17 protein-coding genes are annotated in these 16,183 nt (G+C 36.6%); 15 read left to right on the top strand and 2 right to left on the bottom strand.

Annotated elements, in window-relative coordinates; genetic code table 11:
• Nucleotides 1–357: 357 nt before the first annotated feature.
• Both nagA and nagB read right to left on the bottom strand, forming a co-directional pair.
• Nucleotides 358–1,500, bottom strand: a complete 1,143-nt coding sequence (gene nagA, locus CS063_RS15945; protein ID WP_099450688.1) for an N-acetylglucosamine-6-phosphate deacetylase — start codon at nucleotides 1,498–1,500, stop codon at nucleotides 358–360.
• A gap of 22 nt (nucleotides 1,501–1,522) precedes the next feature.
• A complete protein-coding gene (gene nagB / locus CS063_RS15940) occupies nucleotides 1,523–2,260 on the bottom strand; it encodes a glucosamine-6-phosphate deaminase (protein WP_099450687.1) in 738 nt (245 codons plus the stop codon).
• Nucleotides 2,261–2,601: 341 nt separating this feature from the next.
• On the opposite strand from nagB, the gene CS063_RS15935 reads away from it, so the two are divergent.
• The 15 genes from CS063_RS15935 to CS063_RS15865 all read left to right on the top strand — a co-directional run bounded on the left by CS063_RS15935 (nucleotide 2,602) and on the right by CS063_RS15865 (nucleotide 16,146).
• Nucleotides 2,602–4,041, top strand: coding sequence for a four-carbon acid sugar kinase family protein (locus tag CS063_RS15935; protein WP_099450686.1), 1,440 nt, complete (start codon nucleotides 2,602–2,604; stop codon nucleotides 4,039–4,041).
• A 256-nt stretch (nucleotides 4,042–4,297) separates the two neighbouring features.
• Nucleotides 4,298–4,975, top strand: a complete 678-nt coding sequence (locus CS063_RS15930; RefSeq protein ID WP_099450685.1) for an aspartate/glutamate racemase family protein — start codon at nucleotides 4,298–4,300, stop codon at nucleotides 4,973–4,975.
• A gap of 37 nt (nucleotides 4,976–5,012) precedes the next feature.
• The gene (locus CS063_RS15925; RefSeq protein ID WP_099450684.1) at nucleotides 5,013–6,080 is read left to right on the top strand and encodes a TRAP transporter substrate-binding protein; all 1,068 of its coding nucleotides are present in this window, start codon (nucleotides 5,013–5,015) and stop codon (nucleotides 6,078–6,080) included.
• Nucleotides 6,081–6,160: 80 nt separating this feature from the next.
• Nucleotides 6,161–6,661, top strand: a complete 501-nt coding sequence (locus tag CS063_RS15920) for a TRAP transporter small permease (RefSeq protein ID WP_099450683.1) — start codon at nucleotides 6,161–6,163, stop codon at nucleotides 6,659–6,661.
• A complete protein-coding gene (locus CS063_RS15915) occupies nucleotides 6,658–7,935 on the top strand; it encodes a TRAP transporter large permease (protein WP_099450682.1) in 1,278 nt (425 codons plus the stop codon). The genes CS063_RS15920 and CS063_RS15915 overlap by 4 nt, the downstream gene beginning before the upstream one ends.
• Before the next feature lie 119 nt (nucleotides 7,936–8,054).
• A complete protein-coding gene (locus CS063_RS15910; RefSeq protein ID WP_099450681.1) occupies nucleotides 8,055–8,762 on the top strand; it encodes a FadR/GntR family transcriptional regulator in 708 nt (235 codons plus the stop codon).
• A gap of 17 nt (nucleotides 8,763–8,779) precedes the next feature.
• Nucleotides 8,780–9,610, top strand: coding sequence for a BKACE family enzyme (locus CS063_RS15905; protein ID WP_099450680.1), 831 nt, complete (start codon nucleotides 8,780–8,782; stop codon nucleotides 9,608–9,610).
• 33 nt (nucleotides 9,611–9,643) lie between these two features.
• The gene (locus tag CS063_RS15900; protein WP_099450679.1) at nucleotides 9,644–10,531 is read left to right on the top strand and encodes a class II aldolase/adducin family protein; all 888 of its coding nucleotides are present in this window, start codon (nucleotides 9,644–9,646) and stop codon (nucleotides 10,529–10,531) included.
• Nucleotides 10,532–10,551: 20 nt separating this feature from the next.
• Complete coding sequence (locus tag CS063_RS15895) at nucleotides 10,552–12,018, top strand: aldehyde dehydrogenase family protein (protein ID WP_099450678.1); 1,467 nt, start codon at nucleotides 10,552–10,554, stop codon at nucleotides 12,016–12,018.
• A 76-nt stretch (nucleotides 12,019–12,094) separates the two neighbouring features.
• The gene (locus CS063_RS15890) at nucleotides 12,095–12,379 is read left to right on the top strand and encodes a BMC domain-containing protein (protein WP_099450677.1); all 285 of its coding nucleotides are present in this window, start codon (nucleotides 12,095–12,097) and stop codon (nucleotides 12,377–12,379) included.
• A gap of 36 nt (nucleotides 12,380–12,415) precedes the next feature.
• Nucleotides 12,416–12,721: a BMC domain-containing protein gene (locus CS063_RS15885; protein WP_099450690.1), complete on the top strand. Its 306-nt coding sequence runs from the start codon at nucleotides 12,416–12,418 to the stop codon at nucleotides 12,719–12,721.
• Nucleotides 12,722–12,749: 28 nt separating this feature from the next.
• Complete coding sequence (pduL, locus tag CS063_RS15880) at nucleotides 12,750–13,427, top strand: phosphate propanoyltransferase (protein ID WP_099450676.1); 678 nt, start codon at nucleotides 12,750–12,752, stop codon at nucleotides 13,425–13,427.
• A gap of 2 nt (nucleotides 13,428–13,429) precedes the next feature.
• Nucleotides 13,430–13,690: a EutN/CcmL family microcompartment protein gene (locus CS063_RS15875; protein ID WP_099450675.1), complete on the top strand. Its 261-nt coding sequence runs from the start codon at nucleotides 13,430–13,432 to the stop codon at nucleotides 13,688–13,690.
• Between the two features lie 24 nt (nucleotides 13,691–13,714).
• Complete coding sequence (locus tag CS063_RS15870) at nucleotides 13,715–14,944, top strand: FAD-dependent oxidoreductase (RefSeq protein ID WP_099450674.1); 1,230 nt, start codon at nucleotides 13,715–13,717, stop codon at nucleotides 14,942–14,944.
• A gap of 11 nt (nucleotides 14,945–14,955) precedes the next feature.
• On the top strand, nucleotides 14,956–16,146 hold the full coding sequence (locus CS063_RS15865) for an iron-containing alcohol dehydrogenase (protein ID WP_099450673.1): 1,191 nt from the start codon (nucleotides 14,956–14,958) through the stop codon (nucleotides 16,144–16,146).
• The last annotated feature ends 37 nt before the right edge of the window (nucleotides 16,147–16,183 follow it).

Below are 16,183 nucleotides of genomic sequence, written 5' to 3'. Positions count from 1 at the left end.
ATAAAAAAATAGGAACAGGATGAATCTTCGGCTAGCAAGTAAGGGAGCTCTTCGCAAGCTTCCTCCACAGGATGGATGTAAAATCTTAGAGAAGTCCTATAGGCTGTTTTTAGGGACGTTATCACAAGTGTCTTTCTTGTGATAGGTAGGACTGTTAGCCTATTGGACTGAACTTAGATTTTACCCATCCGAGGACCGAGAAGCTGGTGAAGAGCTCCCTTACTTGCGGCCCCTGAGAACACCCCCTATCTCTTTCCTTTTAGTAGTCTAATGTGTAAAACACCTCGATAAACTAAAATTTTAAGAGTCCCTTCCACTTGCTTTTAGTAGTCAGTGGAAGGGACTTTTAATTATAACTTAAAAATCAATTAGCTTACCTTCAAAAATAACAGCTTGCAAAGAGAGATCTTTTCTAAGGATAGCTAGGTTGGCTATTTTACCTGGAGTGATACTACCATAATCGTTATCAATGCCAATGCTTTTAGCTGGGTTAATCGTAGTAGCTTTGATAGCACTTTCTAGAGGAATGCCCATTGAGACAGCTATGCGCATACAGTCCATGAGGTGAGTAACACTTCCTGCAATGGTTCCATCTTCTAGTGTGGCACGATTTTGATTAACGTGTACGGTTTGGTCACCTAGTTTGTACTTACCATTAGGCATGCCACATGCCATCATGCTATCGCTAACTAAAATAACACGCTCATCACCAAAGAGCTTAAAGGTAGCACGTACGACAGAAGGGTGGATATGAATACCATCACAAATGAGTTCTACTTGACAATGAGGAGCATCAAAGGCAGCCCCGATGACACCAGGAGCACGATGAGTAAAGCTAGGCATGGCATTATAAAGGTGTGTGACATGACTAGCTCCTGCCTTAAAGGCTTGAGTAGCCTTATCGTAATCAGCAGTTGTATGGGCAAGGGAAAAGACAACTTCTTTCTTAAATTGCTTGATGCATTCAAGGGCGCCCTCTTCTTCAGGTGCAATAGCAACGAGCTTAATAAGTTGATGAGAGGCATCAAGAAGGTGACGAAGCATGGTGTTATCTGGTTTATGTAGATAAGTTGCATTCTGAGCACCTTTTTTTTCTAAAGAAAGGAAGGGGCCCTCAAGGTTAATACCACAGAGAGTTGCTTGAGGCTTCAGAGGTTTATAATTTCCTGCTACTTGGCAAATTTGAATTAATGTTTCTTTGGGTAGAGTCATTGTTGCAGGGCAGATGGTCGTTATTCCTTGGCTTAATTGATAAGTGGCTATAGCTTCTATAGCTTCAGGTGTTCCTTCGCAAAAATCGTGATTCATACATCCGTGAAAATGAATGTCTGTAAGGCCTGGAATAACATAGCAATTGGTAGCATCATAAACGTCAAGAGCTGTTTTAAACGAATCAGTAAATGGGGGAAGTATGTCAGTGACTTGATGATTAGTAGTGAGAATGTCTTTTGGTAAGAATACATAGCTATCTGTAAAAACAAGTCCATTTTTTATAAGCATTTTTATCTCTCCTCTAAAGGTTTTATTGAGCTAAATCCAGTTTAGCAAGTGCCGTTTCATCACCAACTAAAGTAACATCATTGTGAAGTTGCAGTACAGAAGCAGGTACACTTGGTGTAATGGGGCCAAAAAAAGCTGCTTTAACAATATCGGCTTTATTAGCACCATTTACAATGACAAGGATTTTTTTAGCCTGCATAATGGTTTTAATGCCTACGGTATAAGCTTGTTTAGGAACATCATCTGGATTCTCAAAAAAACGTGAATTAGCATCAATAGTACTTGGTGTGAGATTTACACAGTGGGTTTGTTTTTCAAAAGCCTCACCTGGTTCGTTAAAACCAATATGACCATTAAGTCCAAGTCCTAAAAGTTGTAAATCCACACCACCACTTGTTTGGATAATATGGTTATAATCTTTACATGCTTTTTCAGAGTCCTTTTCTAGGCCATTAGGTAGATAGGTATTTTTTAAGTTAATATTAATATGATAAAAGAAGTTATGATTCATAAAATAACGGTAGCTTTGGTCATTATCTGGTGAAAGTCCTTTATATTCATCAAGATTAATAGAAGTAACCCCAGAGAAATCTAAATCACCTTTTTTATGCCAGTGAATAAGTTGTTTATAAGTACCAATAGGTGTTGAACCAGTTGCTAGACCTAAAACACAATGAGGCTTCATGATTATTTGGGCAGAGATGATATTAGCGGCCATACGGCTCATATAATAATAATCTTTTGCAGAAATGATTTTCATAATAGTCATCCTTTCTTAAATAAAGATTAAATTTTTCTAATGATAACAAGTAAATAGGAGCACTTCAAGCTTTTAAAGTGATCCAGACAAAATAAGTAAAAAGATAGCAGGATATAGCTTAGAAAAAATTAAGATATTGAGGATAGAAAAATATGTTAAATATATACAATGCAATAAACTAAATTGATGAAAAATATTATAAAATATAAATATAAATTAAATTGAAATATTAAAATAATTGAAACATAGGATGTTTGATGCTATAATTCAGGGAAATACCCAAAGGCAAGTTCAATATAGAATAAAATAGGTAGAGGGTATGTTAAAGGGGAGGGGCAAAAATGGAACCTAAAATAAATAGTGCAATCTTACAAATACATCCTAAGATCGACGATGTGTGGGTAAACCAGCTTCTTACAACAGAAGTTACAAGGAGTAATAAAAAAATAATTGTTTTAGATGATGATCCCACAGGTGTTCAGACAGTGCATGATGTTTCTGTCTATACAGACTGGTCACTAGAAAGCCTAAGGACAGGATTTCAAGAAATAAATAAATTATTTTTTATACTTACTAATTCAAGAAGCTTTACTGTAGAACAAACTACTAAAGTCCATATAGAAATTGCTCAAAATATTGATAAGGTGGCTAAGGAATGCGGTAAAGAATATATAATTGTAAGTAGAGGTGATTCTACTTTGCGAGGACACTATCCATTAGAAACAAAACTCTTATGTAAGATAGTAGAACAAAGAGGTGGAAAGAAAGTAGATGGAGAAATTTTATGCCCTTACTTTAGGGAGGGTAATCGCTTTACTATAGATAATATCCATTATGTAAAGTATGACGATAGGCTTATCCCAGTTGGACAAACAGAGTTTGCAAAAGATAGAACTTTTGGTTATAACTCTTCACATTTAGGTGAATATATTGAAGAAAAGACACAGGGTGAATATAAGGCTGCTGATGTGACTTATATTTCCTTAGAGAGTTTATGGAATCTAGAGTTTGATAAAATAGAAGCACAGTTATTAGCTGTGAAGAATTTTGGTAAGATAGTAGTCAATGCCATCGATGATAGGGATGTGAAGGTTTTTTGTATAGCATTATACCGTGCTATGGAAAAAGGGAAAAGCTTTATGTTCCGAACAGCAGCAGCTTTTGTAAAAGCATTGGGAAATATAGATGATAAACCTCTTTTAAAACAAGAAGAAATGATTAATAATCAAAGCAATAAAGGTGGGATAATCGTTGTTGGTTCTCATACAAAAAAAACAACCGCTCAGTTAGAGGAACTCAAGCAGCTTAAAGATATTGTTTTCATGGAGATGAATTCGGACCTTGTGCTTAAAAAAGGTGGACTTGAAGAAGAGGTAAAACGTATTGTAGAGAAAAGTGAAGAGTGGATTAATAAAGGAGTAACAGTAGCAATTGCTACAAAACGTACTTTACTTGAGGTAGATAATGATACAAAAGAACAAGCACTTATTCGTTCAGTTCAAATATCAGAGGCTGTACAGGCATTAGTAGGTAATCTTTATGTTACACCAGCTTTTGTCATGGCTAAGGGTGGCATTACTTCCAGTGATGTGGGGACAAAGGCTTTAAAAGTAAAAAGAGCTACTGTACTTGGGCAGATTCGTCCAGGCATTCCAGTATGGAAGATTGGACAAGAAAGTAAATTTCCTGGTATTCCCTATATTATTTTTCCGGGAAATGTTGGAGAAGTACAAACATTAAGAGAAGCAGTTGAGATACTAAAAGGTAAAATGAACAATTAATGATTTAAAAGTCTTATTTGAGTTGTGAAAAATGCAGCTTTTAATAAGACTTTTTTGATTTATTATTGTTAAATATTTTATTATAAAAATAATTTTAAATAAAAAACTATTAAAAGTATACAAAAATAAATAATATATTTATAAAAATAATCAATTTACAAAAATTAAAAAAGTTATTACTATTTAAACATAGGATGTTAAACATAGGATGTTAAAATAGAACTAAAATATTGAGAGAAAAGGAGCTAGATTATTTATGAAAATTGGGCTTATTTATACAAGTACGACGCCGGAACTTATTGAACTTGTAGAAGAAGAGGTGAAAAAGCAGCTTGGTTTAAATATAGAGTTATGTAATTACCAAGATGCAAGTATCTTGGCAGAAACACGTAATGCAGGCTATGTTACAAAAACAGCAGCAGCAAAATTAATAAGTATGTATATGCAAGCAGTTAATGATGGAGTAGATGCTATGTTAAATCTTTGCTCATCAGTAGGTGAAGTAGCTGATGTAATGCAAGAAGCTGCTAAGTACCTAGGTACGCCTATTGTTCGAGTTGATGAAGAAATGTGTAAGGAGGCAGTAAGAAGAGGAGAAAAAATAGCAATCATGGCGACTTTATCAACTACCCTGGAACCGACTAAAAATACGATCAAACGTGTGGCTAGAGAACTTGATAAACATGTAGAATTAACAGATGTGCTAGTAGATGGAGCATTTGGACTTGATCAAGAGCAATTTAAAGTACTTATGGAGGAAAATGCAAAGGAGGTAGCAAACAAAGTTGATGTAATTTTATTTGCACAAGGTTCTATGGCCTATTGTGAACAGTATATTTCAGAAAGGTGTAAAAAGACTGTGCTATCTAGCCCACGTTTCGGTGCCATAGAACTAAAAAAAGCACTTATAGCAAAAGGAATAATAGTAGATTAGAAAATTTAAATAATTTGATAAATAGGGGGAAATTGAGATGAAAAAAGTATTTGCTCTCGTTTTAACATGTGTATTATCTATGAGTATGTTGGTTGGATGTGGAGGGGCTTCTACTAAACAAGAGAATGCAAAGGAAGCTCCAGTGACAGAAAGTAAGCCAAAGGAAGAAACACAGACAACAGCTCAAGAAAAAATAGTTTTAAGAATTGGTTTTTCAACAAATGAAGAAGATCCGCGTGCAAAGGGAGCCCAACAGTTTAAAGAAGAAGTGGAATCAAAAACCAATGGGGGAGTTGCAGTTGAACTTTACCCATCAGGACAGTTAGGTGGAGATGCAGATCTTATTAGTTCTATTGCCTTAGATTCTAAAACAGTGGATATCATCATTACAGATGCTTCAAATTTTGCAACTTATGAACCTAAAATGGGTATTTCAGCCTTACCTTTTTCTTTCTCAGACTTTGAATCTGCGTGGGCATTTATGGATAGCGATATTCAAAAAGAAGTAGAGGAACTTCTTCTTGATCAAAACATGCGTGTACTTGCTCACTATGATAATGGTTTCCGTTGTGTAACGAATAGTAAAAAGCCTATTGAAACGCCAGCAGATATGAAAAATATTTTAATCCGTACACCAGAAAACCCTATTATTATGGCTACAATGACAGCATTAGGTGCCAATCCACAACCCCTAGCATTCTCTGAACTTTATCAAGCGTTACAACAAGGTACATATGATGCTCAAGAAAATCCTATTCCCGTTATTTACAATAACAACTTATATGAAGTTCAAGGTTACTTATCAGTAACAAACCATATTTACTCAGGCATGTGCTTTACTATTGCAGAATCAACTTGGAAAAAATTATCTCCTGAGCAACAAACGATTGTAAGTGAAGCTGCTTTAAGTTCAGCTACCTTTAACAGAGAGCTGAATAAAAAGCAAACACAAGAACTTGTGAGTAAGCTAGAAGAAAAAGGTGTAAAGGTTAATTATCCAGATATTTCTCTTTTTGCAGAAGCAACAGCAAGTGTTGCAGAAGAGTCTAAAGAAACTTATGGTAATCTACTAGAACGTTTTGCAGCTTGGAAAGAAAGTAGATAACTTAGTAGATTTATTAAATCTTAAGGAGCAAATAGATAAAAGTCTTTTGCTCCTATTTAAATAAAGAAGGGGAAGTGCATATGCTTAAACTACAAAAAGTAATTGATACACTAACAACTGTAATTTCTTCAGTTCTATGTGGGCTTATGATGACTATTTTAGTATTTAATATTATTATGCGTTATATGCCAGGAGTAGGTGGAGTGAAATGGTATATGGAAAGCTCACAATATCTTAATGTATGGGCGATGTTTATTGTTGGGATAGCTATTACTGCTAAAAATGAACATCTTCGAGTAAATTTAGCGGAAGATTTAGCTCAAAAGTATCCTGTTTTAAATAAATTACAACGCATACTCATGGCTCTTCTAAGCGCTTGTTTTTATTTGGGCATTTTCTACAGTGGTTATATACTCACAACTAAAGCGAAACAAACTATATCAACTATGCCAAAGTTTAAAATGGCGCATGTGTATAGTATGATTCCTATTACTGCAGCTTTATGCGTTGTTTCTGTAATAATCAGTTTAGTGGTGGATTTAAAGTATAAAAATACTCATGAGAAGGAGGAAACAGTATGATAGCATGGTTACTAATCGCCTTTTTTGTTCTAATAGGTCTAGGTTTACCTATTGCAATGTCTCTTGGTCTAGCTGCAATGGGTGGGATACTTTTTCTAGATGGAGGAAGTTTTGTTACGGTGGCACAACGTATGTTTGAGGGAATGAATTCTTTTGCCTTACTAGCCATTCCTCTTTATACATTTGCAGGTTTTACCATGAGTAAAGGTGGTATTTCCCAGCGACTTATGGATTTTTGCTATTCTATTGTAGGACATTTTACCGGCGGACTTGCTCATGTAAATGTACTTTCTAGCATGATTTTTGCAGGTATTTCTGGTTCTGCTGTAGCGGATACAGCAGGTGTCTCAGGGATGATGATGCCACAGATGGTTAAAAAGGGGTACAGCAAAAAATTAACGGTTGCTGTTACAGCCATTTCTTCTACAATCGGTATTATTATTCCACCTAGTATTCCTATGGTTGTTATAGCTGGTATTTTAGGGATATCTACAGGAAAACTTTTTTTAGGTGGTATTATCCCAGGTATCTTATTAGGTATTGCACAAATGATAGTTTCTTACTTTCTGGCTAAAAAAGAAGGGGTTCCTAAGGAGAGTGGTCATACAAGTATAAAAGAAATTTTAATGAATGCTTGGCATTCAATGCCTGCTTTATTAATGCCAATTATTATTGTAGGAAGCATTACAACGGGACTTGTTTCTCCTACTGAAGCAGGAGCCATAGCTGTTGTGTATGGCCTTATTGCAGGAGGACTTATCTATAAAGAGCTCAAATGGAAGGACATTCAATTTGCTTTTTTTGAAACAGCTAAAACAAGTGGGAAAATCTTTATCATCATTGGTGCAGCCAAACTCTATACAGTTATGCTAACAACGGCTGGATTTGATAAATGGGTTGCGGATACCATGCTTAGTATTTCTGATAATCCAACAGTCATCCTCGTTATTATCTTGGCAATATTTTTTGTGGTAACTATGTTTATGGAATCTATTGCGACACTTACTTTATTTATGCCTATTATTTATCCTATCGCTATGGCAGTAGGCATTGATCCTGTTGTTATGTCAGTATTAATTACAGTTGTTATCGGTATAGGACTTGTAACACCTCCAGTTGGTATGTGTATTTATGTTGCTTGTGACTTGATGGATATGCGAGTAGGACAGGTTATGAGAACTTTAATGCCTTATTTAGGAGCTACTTTTGTTGTTATTGCCCTACTGATTGCTTTTCCACAACTTATATTATTACCAACCTTTTTGATGAATTAGCTAAAAGGTAAAACAGTCTTGCCAACTAGATAGATTATAATATAATTAAAATAAAATGGAAAATATTATAAAAAATATCATTTTTAATATTTTTCTAGAAGTAAGAGGGAGACTGTCAGATGAATAAAAGAATAAAAGATACTACAATAGGCTCAAGGTCTGTTGTAGACCGCGTAGTAGATGGAATCATAACTGATATTATAGAAGGGAAAATTGAGCCGGGAGCACAATTACCAACAGAGCCTGTGCTTTGTCAAGAGTATGATGCAGGGCGCAATTCAGTAAGAGAAGCTATTAAAAAATTAGAGGCTTATGGAATCGTCTACATTAAACGTGCTGATGGAACTTATGTAAGTGAGACGTATAATCAAAAAATGCTAGACCCTATGCTATACAACATTATTTTAGGTAAAAACAGCTGGGATGATTTTGTGGAGTTAAGAAGAGTAATTGAAATAGGGACACTTCATGTAGTAGTGGAACGTCCTAGTGATAGTATAGATACAGAAAAGTTACATAAGGCTATTGATGAAATGGAAAGAGAATTATATAAGGACCATCCATTAGCAGATAAAGTATTAGAGTTGGATGCTAATTTTCATAGACAGATAGCTATGATTACTAATAATCCACAGCTTGTAAGTATTACAGAATATATTACAAGATTAACACTTCCCTCTAGACGTCTTACTGTAAAAGAGGTTATTGGGAGAGGTGAAAAAGAAAATTTTATAAAGCTACATCGTCAAATGGTAGATTTGATTGAAGAACGAGAGGCAACCCAAATTGAACAAATTATTTCCAATCATTATGTTTATTGGAAATAGGAAGTGGAGAGTTTAAAATGAAAAAAATTTTACTTTCTGTTGCACCTGTAGCAGCTACGGATATCTTAATTAATCCACGTGCTATAGCTAAAGATGTTATTGCTTGTAGTAAGGCTGGAGCTGGTATGGTACATCTTCATGTGAGAGATCTTAATGGACGTTTAACTTCTGATTTAACCTTATTAGAAGAAACAATACGTTATATTAAGGAGCAATGTGATATTGTGATTGAAATTTCTACAGGAGGTGTTTCTAATTTAACCATTGAAGAGCGATGTGCCCCTGTCTATCCAACTTGGGTGGAGGCGAATTCACTTAATGTAGGTTCAGTGAATTTAGGAGATGCGGTTTATCAAAATCCTATCAAGGATGTACATTACTGTGTGGAACAAATCATTAAAAATGGGAAGATACCTGAGATAGAAGTATTTGAAATAGGTATGATTAATACTGTACGGGAATTAGCTTTGCGATATGATTTTATAAAGCCTATTTTGTTTGCTATTGTTTTAGGGCATATTGGAGCCATGCCAGCTACAATAGGGGCTTTAAAGGCGATGCTAGAAGGTCTTTATCTTAATTTTCCTAATCGAGAGGAGGTATTATGGGGGATTACTCATGCACATCGTAAGGATTGGGAAATTATAAAAGCGGCATTAGATATGGGAGCCTCTTCCGTGAGAATCGGCTTTGAGGATAGTGATTATCTAAATCCACTTACTCAAGTAGATAATAATGCAGTTTTAGTAGCAGAAGCAAGTGACATTATTAAGAGTAAAGGAATGATGCCGGCTACACCAGATGAGATAAGGACAATGCTTCATATACCTAAACATCCTATGTTCTAGAATGAAGGCTTCCAAAAGGAAGAGGTGAAAAATATGATAACGATTAAAGGTGTTACTTATCCATCTGATTTTGAGGCTAAAAAGAAAATAATCGAAGTGGGTAAGCGTATGGAAGAAAAAGGGTATGTCATTGGGGGAGATGGGAGTATGAGCATGCGTGTAGGTCCCAATGCTGTTTGGATAACCCTATTAGGAGCTGATAAAGGAGCTCTTACACAGGATATGATTGTTCGTATAGGTATAGATGGTAAACAAATGTATACTGTATCTTCAAAAACACTCCCAGAAGATTGGGAATGGCACCTAGAAATTTATAAGGAAAATCCAAGTTTAAGAGGTATTATCCATAGCTATCCACCTAAGATAAATGCATGGGGAATAAAGGGACTTTCTATTAAACAAGCAGTATTCTCACCTGCTATTAAAAAGCTTGGAGCAATGGAACTTCTTCAAGGGAATTATAATGGACAAGATATAAGTATGCAAAGCAAGTACCAAAAGGGGGTTATTTTACAAAATGATGGTTGCATGGTATGGGGTGAAAATATCGTGGAAGCCTATCAGTCTTTACAGGCAGCGGAATATTATGTAACTGTCATGGAGACTACAAATAAATGTTTAGACAGAACAATGCAAGATGCTACAAGAGAAGATTATACAGTGCCTATACAAAAGGAAAGAATAGCTCCAACTTATCATGGAGAATTAAAAGGGGTGACTGCTATTGTTTCTCCTAAGAGTGGTATGAAAGAAGAAAGCTCTAGTGCAGTGTCAGTTTCTAAAGCCATAGAAGCTCCTAAAGTAGGAGAAAGAAGGATGCCCCATATAGAAGAGCAAAAACAAGAGAATGTGAATGATAAAATAAGAACAGCCGTCATGGAAGAAGTTGTTCACCGTACCATGGCACAATTTAATAGCTGATAGGACAGGAGGAAGGATGGATGGACATCAGCACGCAGGAAATAGAGAGAATTGTAAAAAGTGTAGTTGCAGGTTTAAGTAAAGAGACAAGTGCAAATGAATTTTCAACTATTACATCTTATACAGCAACAGAATCACCCCCAAAAAGAAATATAAAAGGGGAATGGGGTGTATTTGAGGATGTAGAGCTGGCTATTGAAGCAGCTTATAAAGCTCAAATTGATTGGGTAACTCATTACAAAATATATGAACGCCAAAGAGTCATTGAAAATATTAGGCGTATAGCTCGTCAAAATATTGAAACATGGTGTCATCTTATTATAGAGGAAACTCAAATGGGACGCTATGAAGATAAACTAGAAAAGCATTTAGCAGTTATCAATAGTACGCCAGGACCAGAATGCTTGATAACAGAAGCTATGACGGGAGATTCAGGATTGATGCTAGAGGAGTATGCACCTTTTGGAGTGATAGCAGCGATTACCCCTACAACCAATCCAACAGAAACGATTATTAATAATACCATTAGTATGATTGCAGGTGGTAATGCAGTTGTCTTTAATGTGCATCCAAGGGCAAAGAAAGTATGTACACTTTGTTTGCAAACCTTAAATAAAGCTATCCTAGAAGCGGGCGGACCTGAAAACCTGATTACGATGACAAGAGAACCTAGCTTGGAAAATGTAGATAAGCTTGCAGCTAGTCCCCAAATTAGATTAATGGTAGGTACAGGTGGTATGGGAATGGTTAATAAGCTCTTACATAGCGGTAAAAAGACCATTGGAGCAGGAGCTGGTAATCCCCCTGTTATTGTAGATGAAACAGCAGATATAGAGTTAGCTGCAAGTCAAATTTATAAGGGAGCTTCTTTTGATAATAACATCTTATGTTTTGCAGAAAAGGAGGTTTTTGTGGTGTCCTCTCATTTGCAGGGGTTTATCTACAATATGAAAAAGCAAGGGGCATACCTTATAGAGAACCATCAAATTCATACTTTATTAGAAAAAGTATTTGTGCTTAAGACAGACGGTAATTATGATGTTAATAAAGACTGGGTAGGCAAAGATGCTACGTGTATTTTAGAAAGTATAGGCATTTATGCACCAAAAGAGTGTCGGCTAATCATTTGTGAAGTGCCAGCCAATCATCCTTTTGTTATGGTAGAGCAACTCATGCCTATTTTGCCTATTGTAAGGTGTGAAAATTTTGAAGAGGCTATGCAAAAAGCTGTTTTAGCTGAACAAGGTAACAGACATACTGCTTCAATTTTTTCAAAGGACGTAAATCACATGACACAATTTGCACGTGCTATTGAAACAACTATTTATGTAAAGAATAGTGCTACCATGGCTGGAGTAGGTATTGGGGGAGAAGGACATACTACAATGACTATTGCAGGTCCAACGGGTGAAGGGATAACGTGTGCAAGGAGTTTTACAAGGCGCAGACGTTGCATGCTTGCAGAGGGAGGCTTAAGGATTGTTTAAGTAATGTCAAAGGTAGAGGTATTGGTACCTATAGTACTAAGTTTAAAGTAAATAAGAGTATGAGGAGGATAAGAGTATGAGAGCAATAGGGTTGATTGAAACAAAAGGTCTTGTAGGAAATATAGAGGCTACAGATGCAATGCTAAAAGCAGCAGATGTAGAGCTTATAGGTTCAGACACAATTGGTGCAGGACTTGTAACAGTAGTTGTAACAGGGGAAGTTGGAGCAGTGAAAGCAGCAACAGAAGCAGGGGCTGAAGCAGCCTCTCGTGTAGGAGAATTAGTAGGTGTACATGTTATCCCACGTCCACATGCAGATATTATACATATTTTACCTAAGCCAGGCCCAGCTACGAAATAATAGGATTACTATAAATAAGGAAGGAAGTTGATGAAAATGGCAGAAGTAACTAAAACAGAGGTTGTTAAATTGCAAGCAGTAGGAATGATTGAAACCTATGGTCTTATAGCCAGTATTGAAGCTGCAGATGCAATGCTTAAAGCAGCAGATGTTTCTTTAATAGGAAGTGAAAAGATTGGTGCAGGACTTGTAACAGTGATGGTACAAGGTGATGTAGGGGCAGTGAAGGCAGCCACAGAGGCAGGAGTAACGGCAGCTTCACGCGTTGGAGAGTGTGTATCTGTACATGTGATTCCACGTCCTCATACAAGTGTGTCAACTGTTATGCCTAAGTTGCGTTAATCTTTTATCAAAAGAGTAGGGAAAGACCATGGTGTATTATAATGTAACAGAGGAGCAGATAGTAGGGATTATTAGAGATAGGGTAGAGCGAGAAATGCAAATAACGAAACTATTTGCTGAGAATAAGAAATTAGTACCAACGGGTATCTCTGTACGCCATATTCATTTATCACGGCAAGAAATAGATAAATTATTTGGAGAAGGCTACGAATTGACTTTTAAGAAGGGACTTAGCCAGCCAGGTCAGTTTGCCTGTAAAGAAACCTTAAAGCTTATTGGCCCTAAAGGAAGTATTGAAAAGGTAAGGGTTTTAGGACCGGCAAGACATAAGACACAAATAGAAGTTGCTTTTTCTGATGCAAGGCAACTAGGGATTTCTCCTCCTGTTCGGACATCGGGAGACATAGCCCATACACCTGGGGTTATCCTAAGGGGACCACAGGGAGAATGTCTACTAAGTGAAGGTGTTATTATTGCAGATAGGCACATTCATATGTCTCCAGTGCAAGCTACTTATTTTAACGTAAGTGCTGGTGACAAGGTATGTGTAAAAGTAGAGGGAGCTAAGGCAGGTATCATGGATAATGTAACCGTTCGTATAGGAGCAGACTATTGGCTAGACTTTCATATCGATACAGATGATGGGAATGCCTTCCGGCTATCACAAGGTCAGTATGTTACAGTACTAGATAAGAAGGAGGCTTAAAGATGATTCTGGGAACAGTAAAAAGCACAGTCGTATCGACTCGGAAGATGCCCAACCTAGTAGGCTATAAGCTTTTGCTTATAGAGCCTGTTTATGGCAATATAAATCAGCTTATTGTAGCAGGTGATAGTATTGGGGCAGGTATAGGGGAAATGGTACTTGTAACAACAGATACTACAACACAATATGCAATCGATAGGCAGGCACCCATTGATGCATTTATAGTAGGTATTGTAGATGCACCACCTGTGGAGGGCAAATAAAAGGAGAAGGTGAGGCATAATAAGATGAAAATAATTATTATAGGGAGCGTTATAGCAGGTAATTCTGTTATCCATAAATTAGTTGATACTGAAAGTGATGTGCAAATAACTGCCTACGAGAAAGGTAGATTTATGGCATGTGGTACCTATGGTCTTCCTTATTATCTTGGGAAAAAAGAAAGCAGTATTGGGGAAATAATCGCCCATAAAAGAGAAGAGCTTGAAAAAGAAAATATACAGATAAATTACTGTCATGAGGTAATAGGATTAGATGTAGCTGTTAAAAGGGTAACAATTAAAAATTTGAGGACTAATGAAAGCTTTATAGATACGTATGATAAGTTAATTATCGCAACAGGTTCTACAAGTCTTATCCCACATGTTCCTGGTGCTGATAAAATGGGTGTACATGTACTTAATTCCGTAGAAGATTTAATCTTTCTAAAGGAATTTACTAAAACACCTTATGTGAGCGATATTGCTATTTTAGGTGGTGATTTTGCAGGGCTAGAGATAGCAAAGGCTTTTCTAAAGTTAGGAAGAAATGTGCGTCTTATTGAGGAGTCTACAAGGCTTTTACCCTCATTTGATACAGAAGTGGCTAGTCATATTATGAAAGAATTAAAGGCACAAGGCATGGAGGTCATCCTTGGGGCAAGGGTAACAGGTTTTACGGGAGGCACCTTCGTTGAGAATGTACAAACGGATAAAGGAACTTATCCTTGTGATCTTGTGATACCTACAAATATAACGCGTCCCAATACTTTTTTATTGCAACACACACCTATAGCCCATGATGAGCAAGGAGCTATTATTATTGATAAAGAGTTAAAGACTTCTATTTCAGATATTTATGCAATAGGAGGTTGTACAGCACCTATAGAAAATCCAGAGGAAACACTTTCCTTACACATTGCTCAGATGGAAATGGCACGTACAGGTATGTCAGAGGAGCAAGCCATACAAAAGGGATTAGCTATTCAGACCGTTATGAAAGTGGCGAATGATAGGCCTAGCATCTGTCCTAATCCCAATCAGATAGCCATTAAGCTTATTTATGAAGCACAAACACATAAAATTTTAGGGGCCCAGGCGTGGGGCAAAAAAAATGTGTGTGCTCGTATCAATGCACTGGCAGTAGCCATAGCAGCAGGCATGACTACTGAAGCACTTGCACAAGTGAACTTTATCTATTCTTCTTCAACAAATACCATGTGGGATCCTATTCAAGTTGCATGTCATGCTGTGAGATGAGGAGGGAAGTAATGGATGGAGAACGTATAAGTGCAGTAAAATTAAGTCTATTTGGAAAAGGAGCCTTAAAGCTTTTACCAGAGGAGCTAAAAAAAATGGAAGTGCACCGTGCACTTATTGTGACAGATACCTTTTTATATGAAAATGGTACTGCAAGCCAAGTGGGTGCCACTTTGCTAGAAGCAGAAGTAGAGTATGCGATTTTCTATGAGGTAAAGTCTAATCCAACAGTAGAAGTAGTAAATAATTGTATTAAAGTAGCTCGGACCTTGCAAGTGGATTGTATTGTAGCAGTAGGTGGAGGATCAGCAATTGACACTGCTAAAGCAGTAAGTGTTGTAGTAGCTAATGGGGGAAGAATAGAGGAGTATGAAGGTGTAAATAAATCTAGACGGCCAGGTATTCCCATTGTGGCTGTTAATACAACAGCCGGCACAGGTTCAGAAGTTACAGCTTTTTATATTGTGACAGATTCTGTACGTCATTCTAAAATGGCTATGATTGATAGTAACTGTATGGTAGCTATTGCTATTAATGATGTAAATTTGATGCTATCTATGCCGCCTGAGCTAACAGCAGCTACAGGAATGGATGCTTTAACCCATGCGATAGAAGCTTTATTTTCTATACGAGCCACTCCTTTAACTGATAAGGATGCTATATGGGCAATGGAGGTTATCTATGCGTATTTACCACAAGCAGTACTAAATGGCAGAGATGAACAAGCTAGGCGTATGATGGCTTATGCACAAAATGTGGCAGGGATGGCCTTCTCTAATGCGGGTCTAGGGATGATACATAGCATGGCTCATGCATTAGGAGGATACTATAATTTACCCCATGGCATATGTAATGCCATTCTACTGCCTTATGTTCTAGAATTTATGGGAGATTATAGTGAGGTGCAACCACGCTTTGAAGTCCTCTTAAAAGCTTTTAAGATGCCACAGGGATATTGTTTAGGCTATAGACAAATAGTGAGACAAAGCATTGTGGCTATAAGAAAGCTTTTAGAACAAATTGGAATTGTGCCACACCTTAGAGCTTTAGAAAAAGTAGAGCCCAAGGATTTTGAAATATTAGCAGAACAAGCTATTAAAGATACTTGTATGAAAGATGCCTTTATAAAACCGACTAAAGAACAAATTATAAAAGTATATGAAAAGGCGTATGAAGGGAATAGAAATAAAATAGTTAAGTAGTAGAGTGAAGCTATGATTTCAGATAAGAGGAATCATA

Source organism: Sporanaerobium hydrogeniformans, assembly GCF_002735925.1.
In the GTDB taxonomy this organism is placed as follows: Bacteria; Bacillota; Clostridia; order Lachnospirales; family Cellulosilyticaceae; genus Sporanaerobium; species Sporanaerobium hydrogeniformans.
Note: the sequence above shows the minus strand (reverse complement) of the source record. Positions and strands in the feature narration are given on the sequence as shown.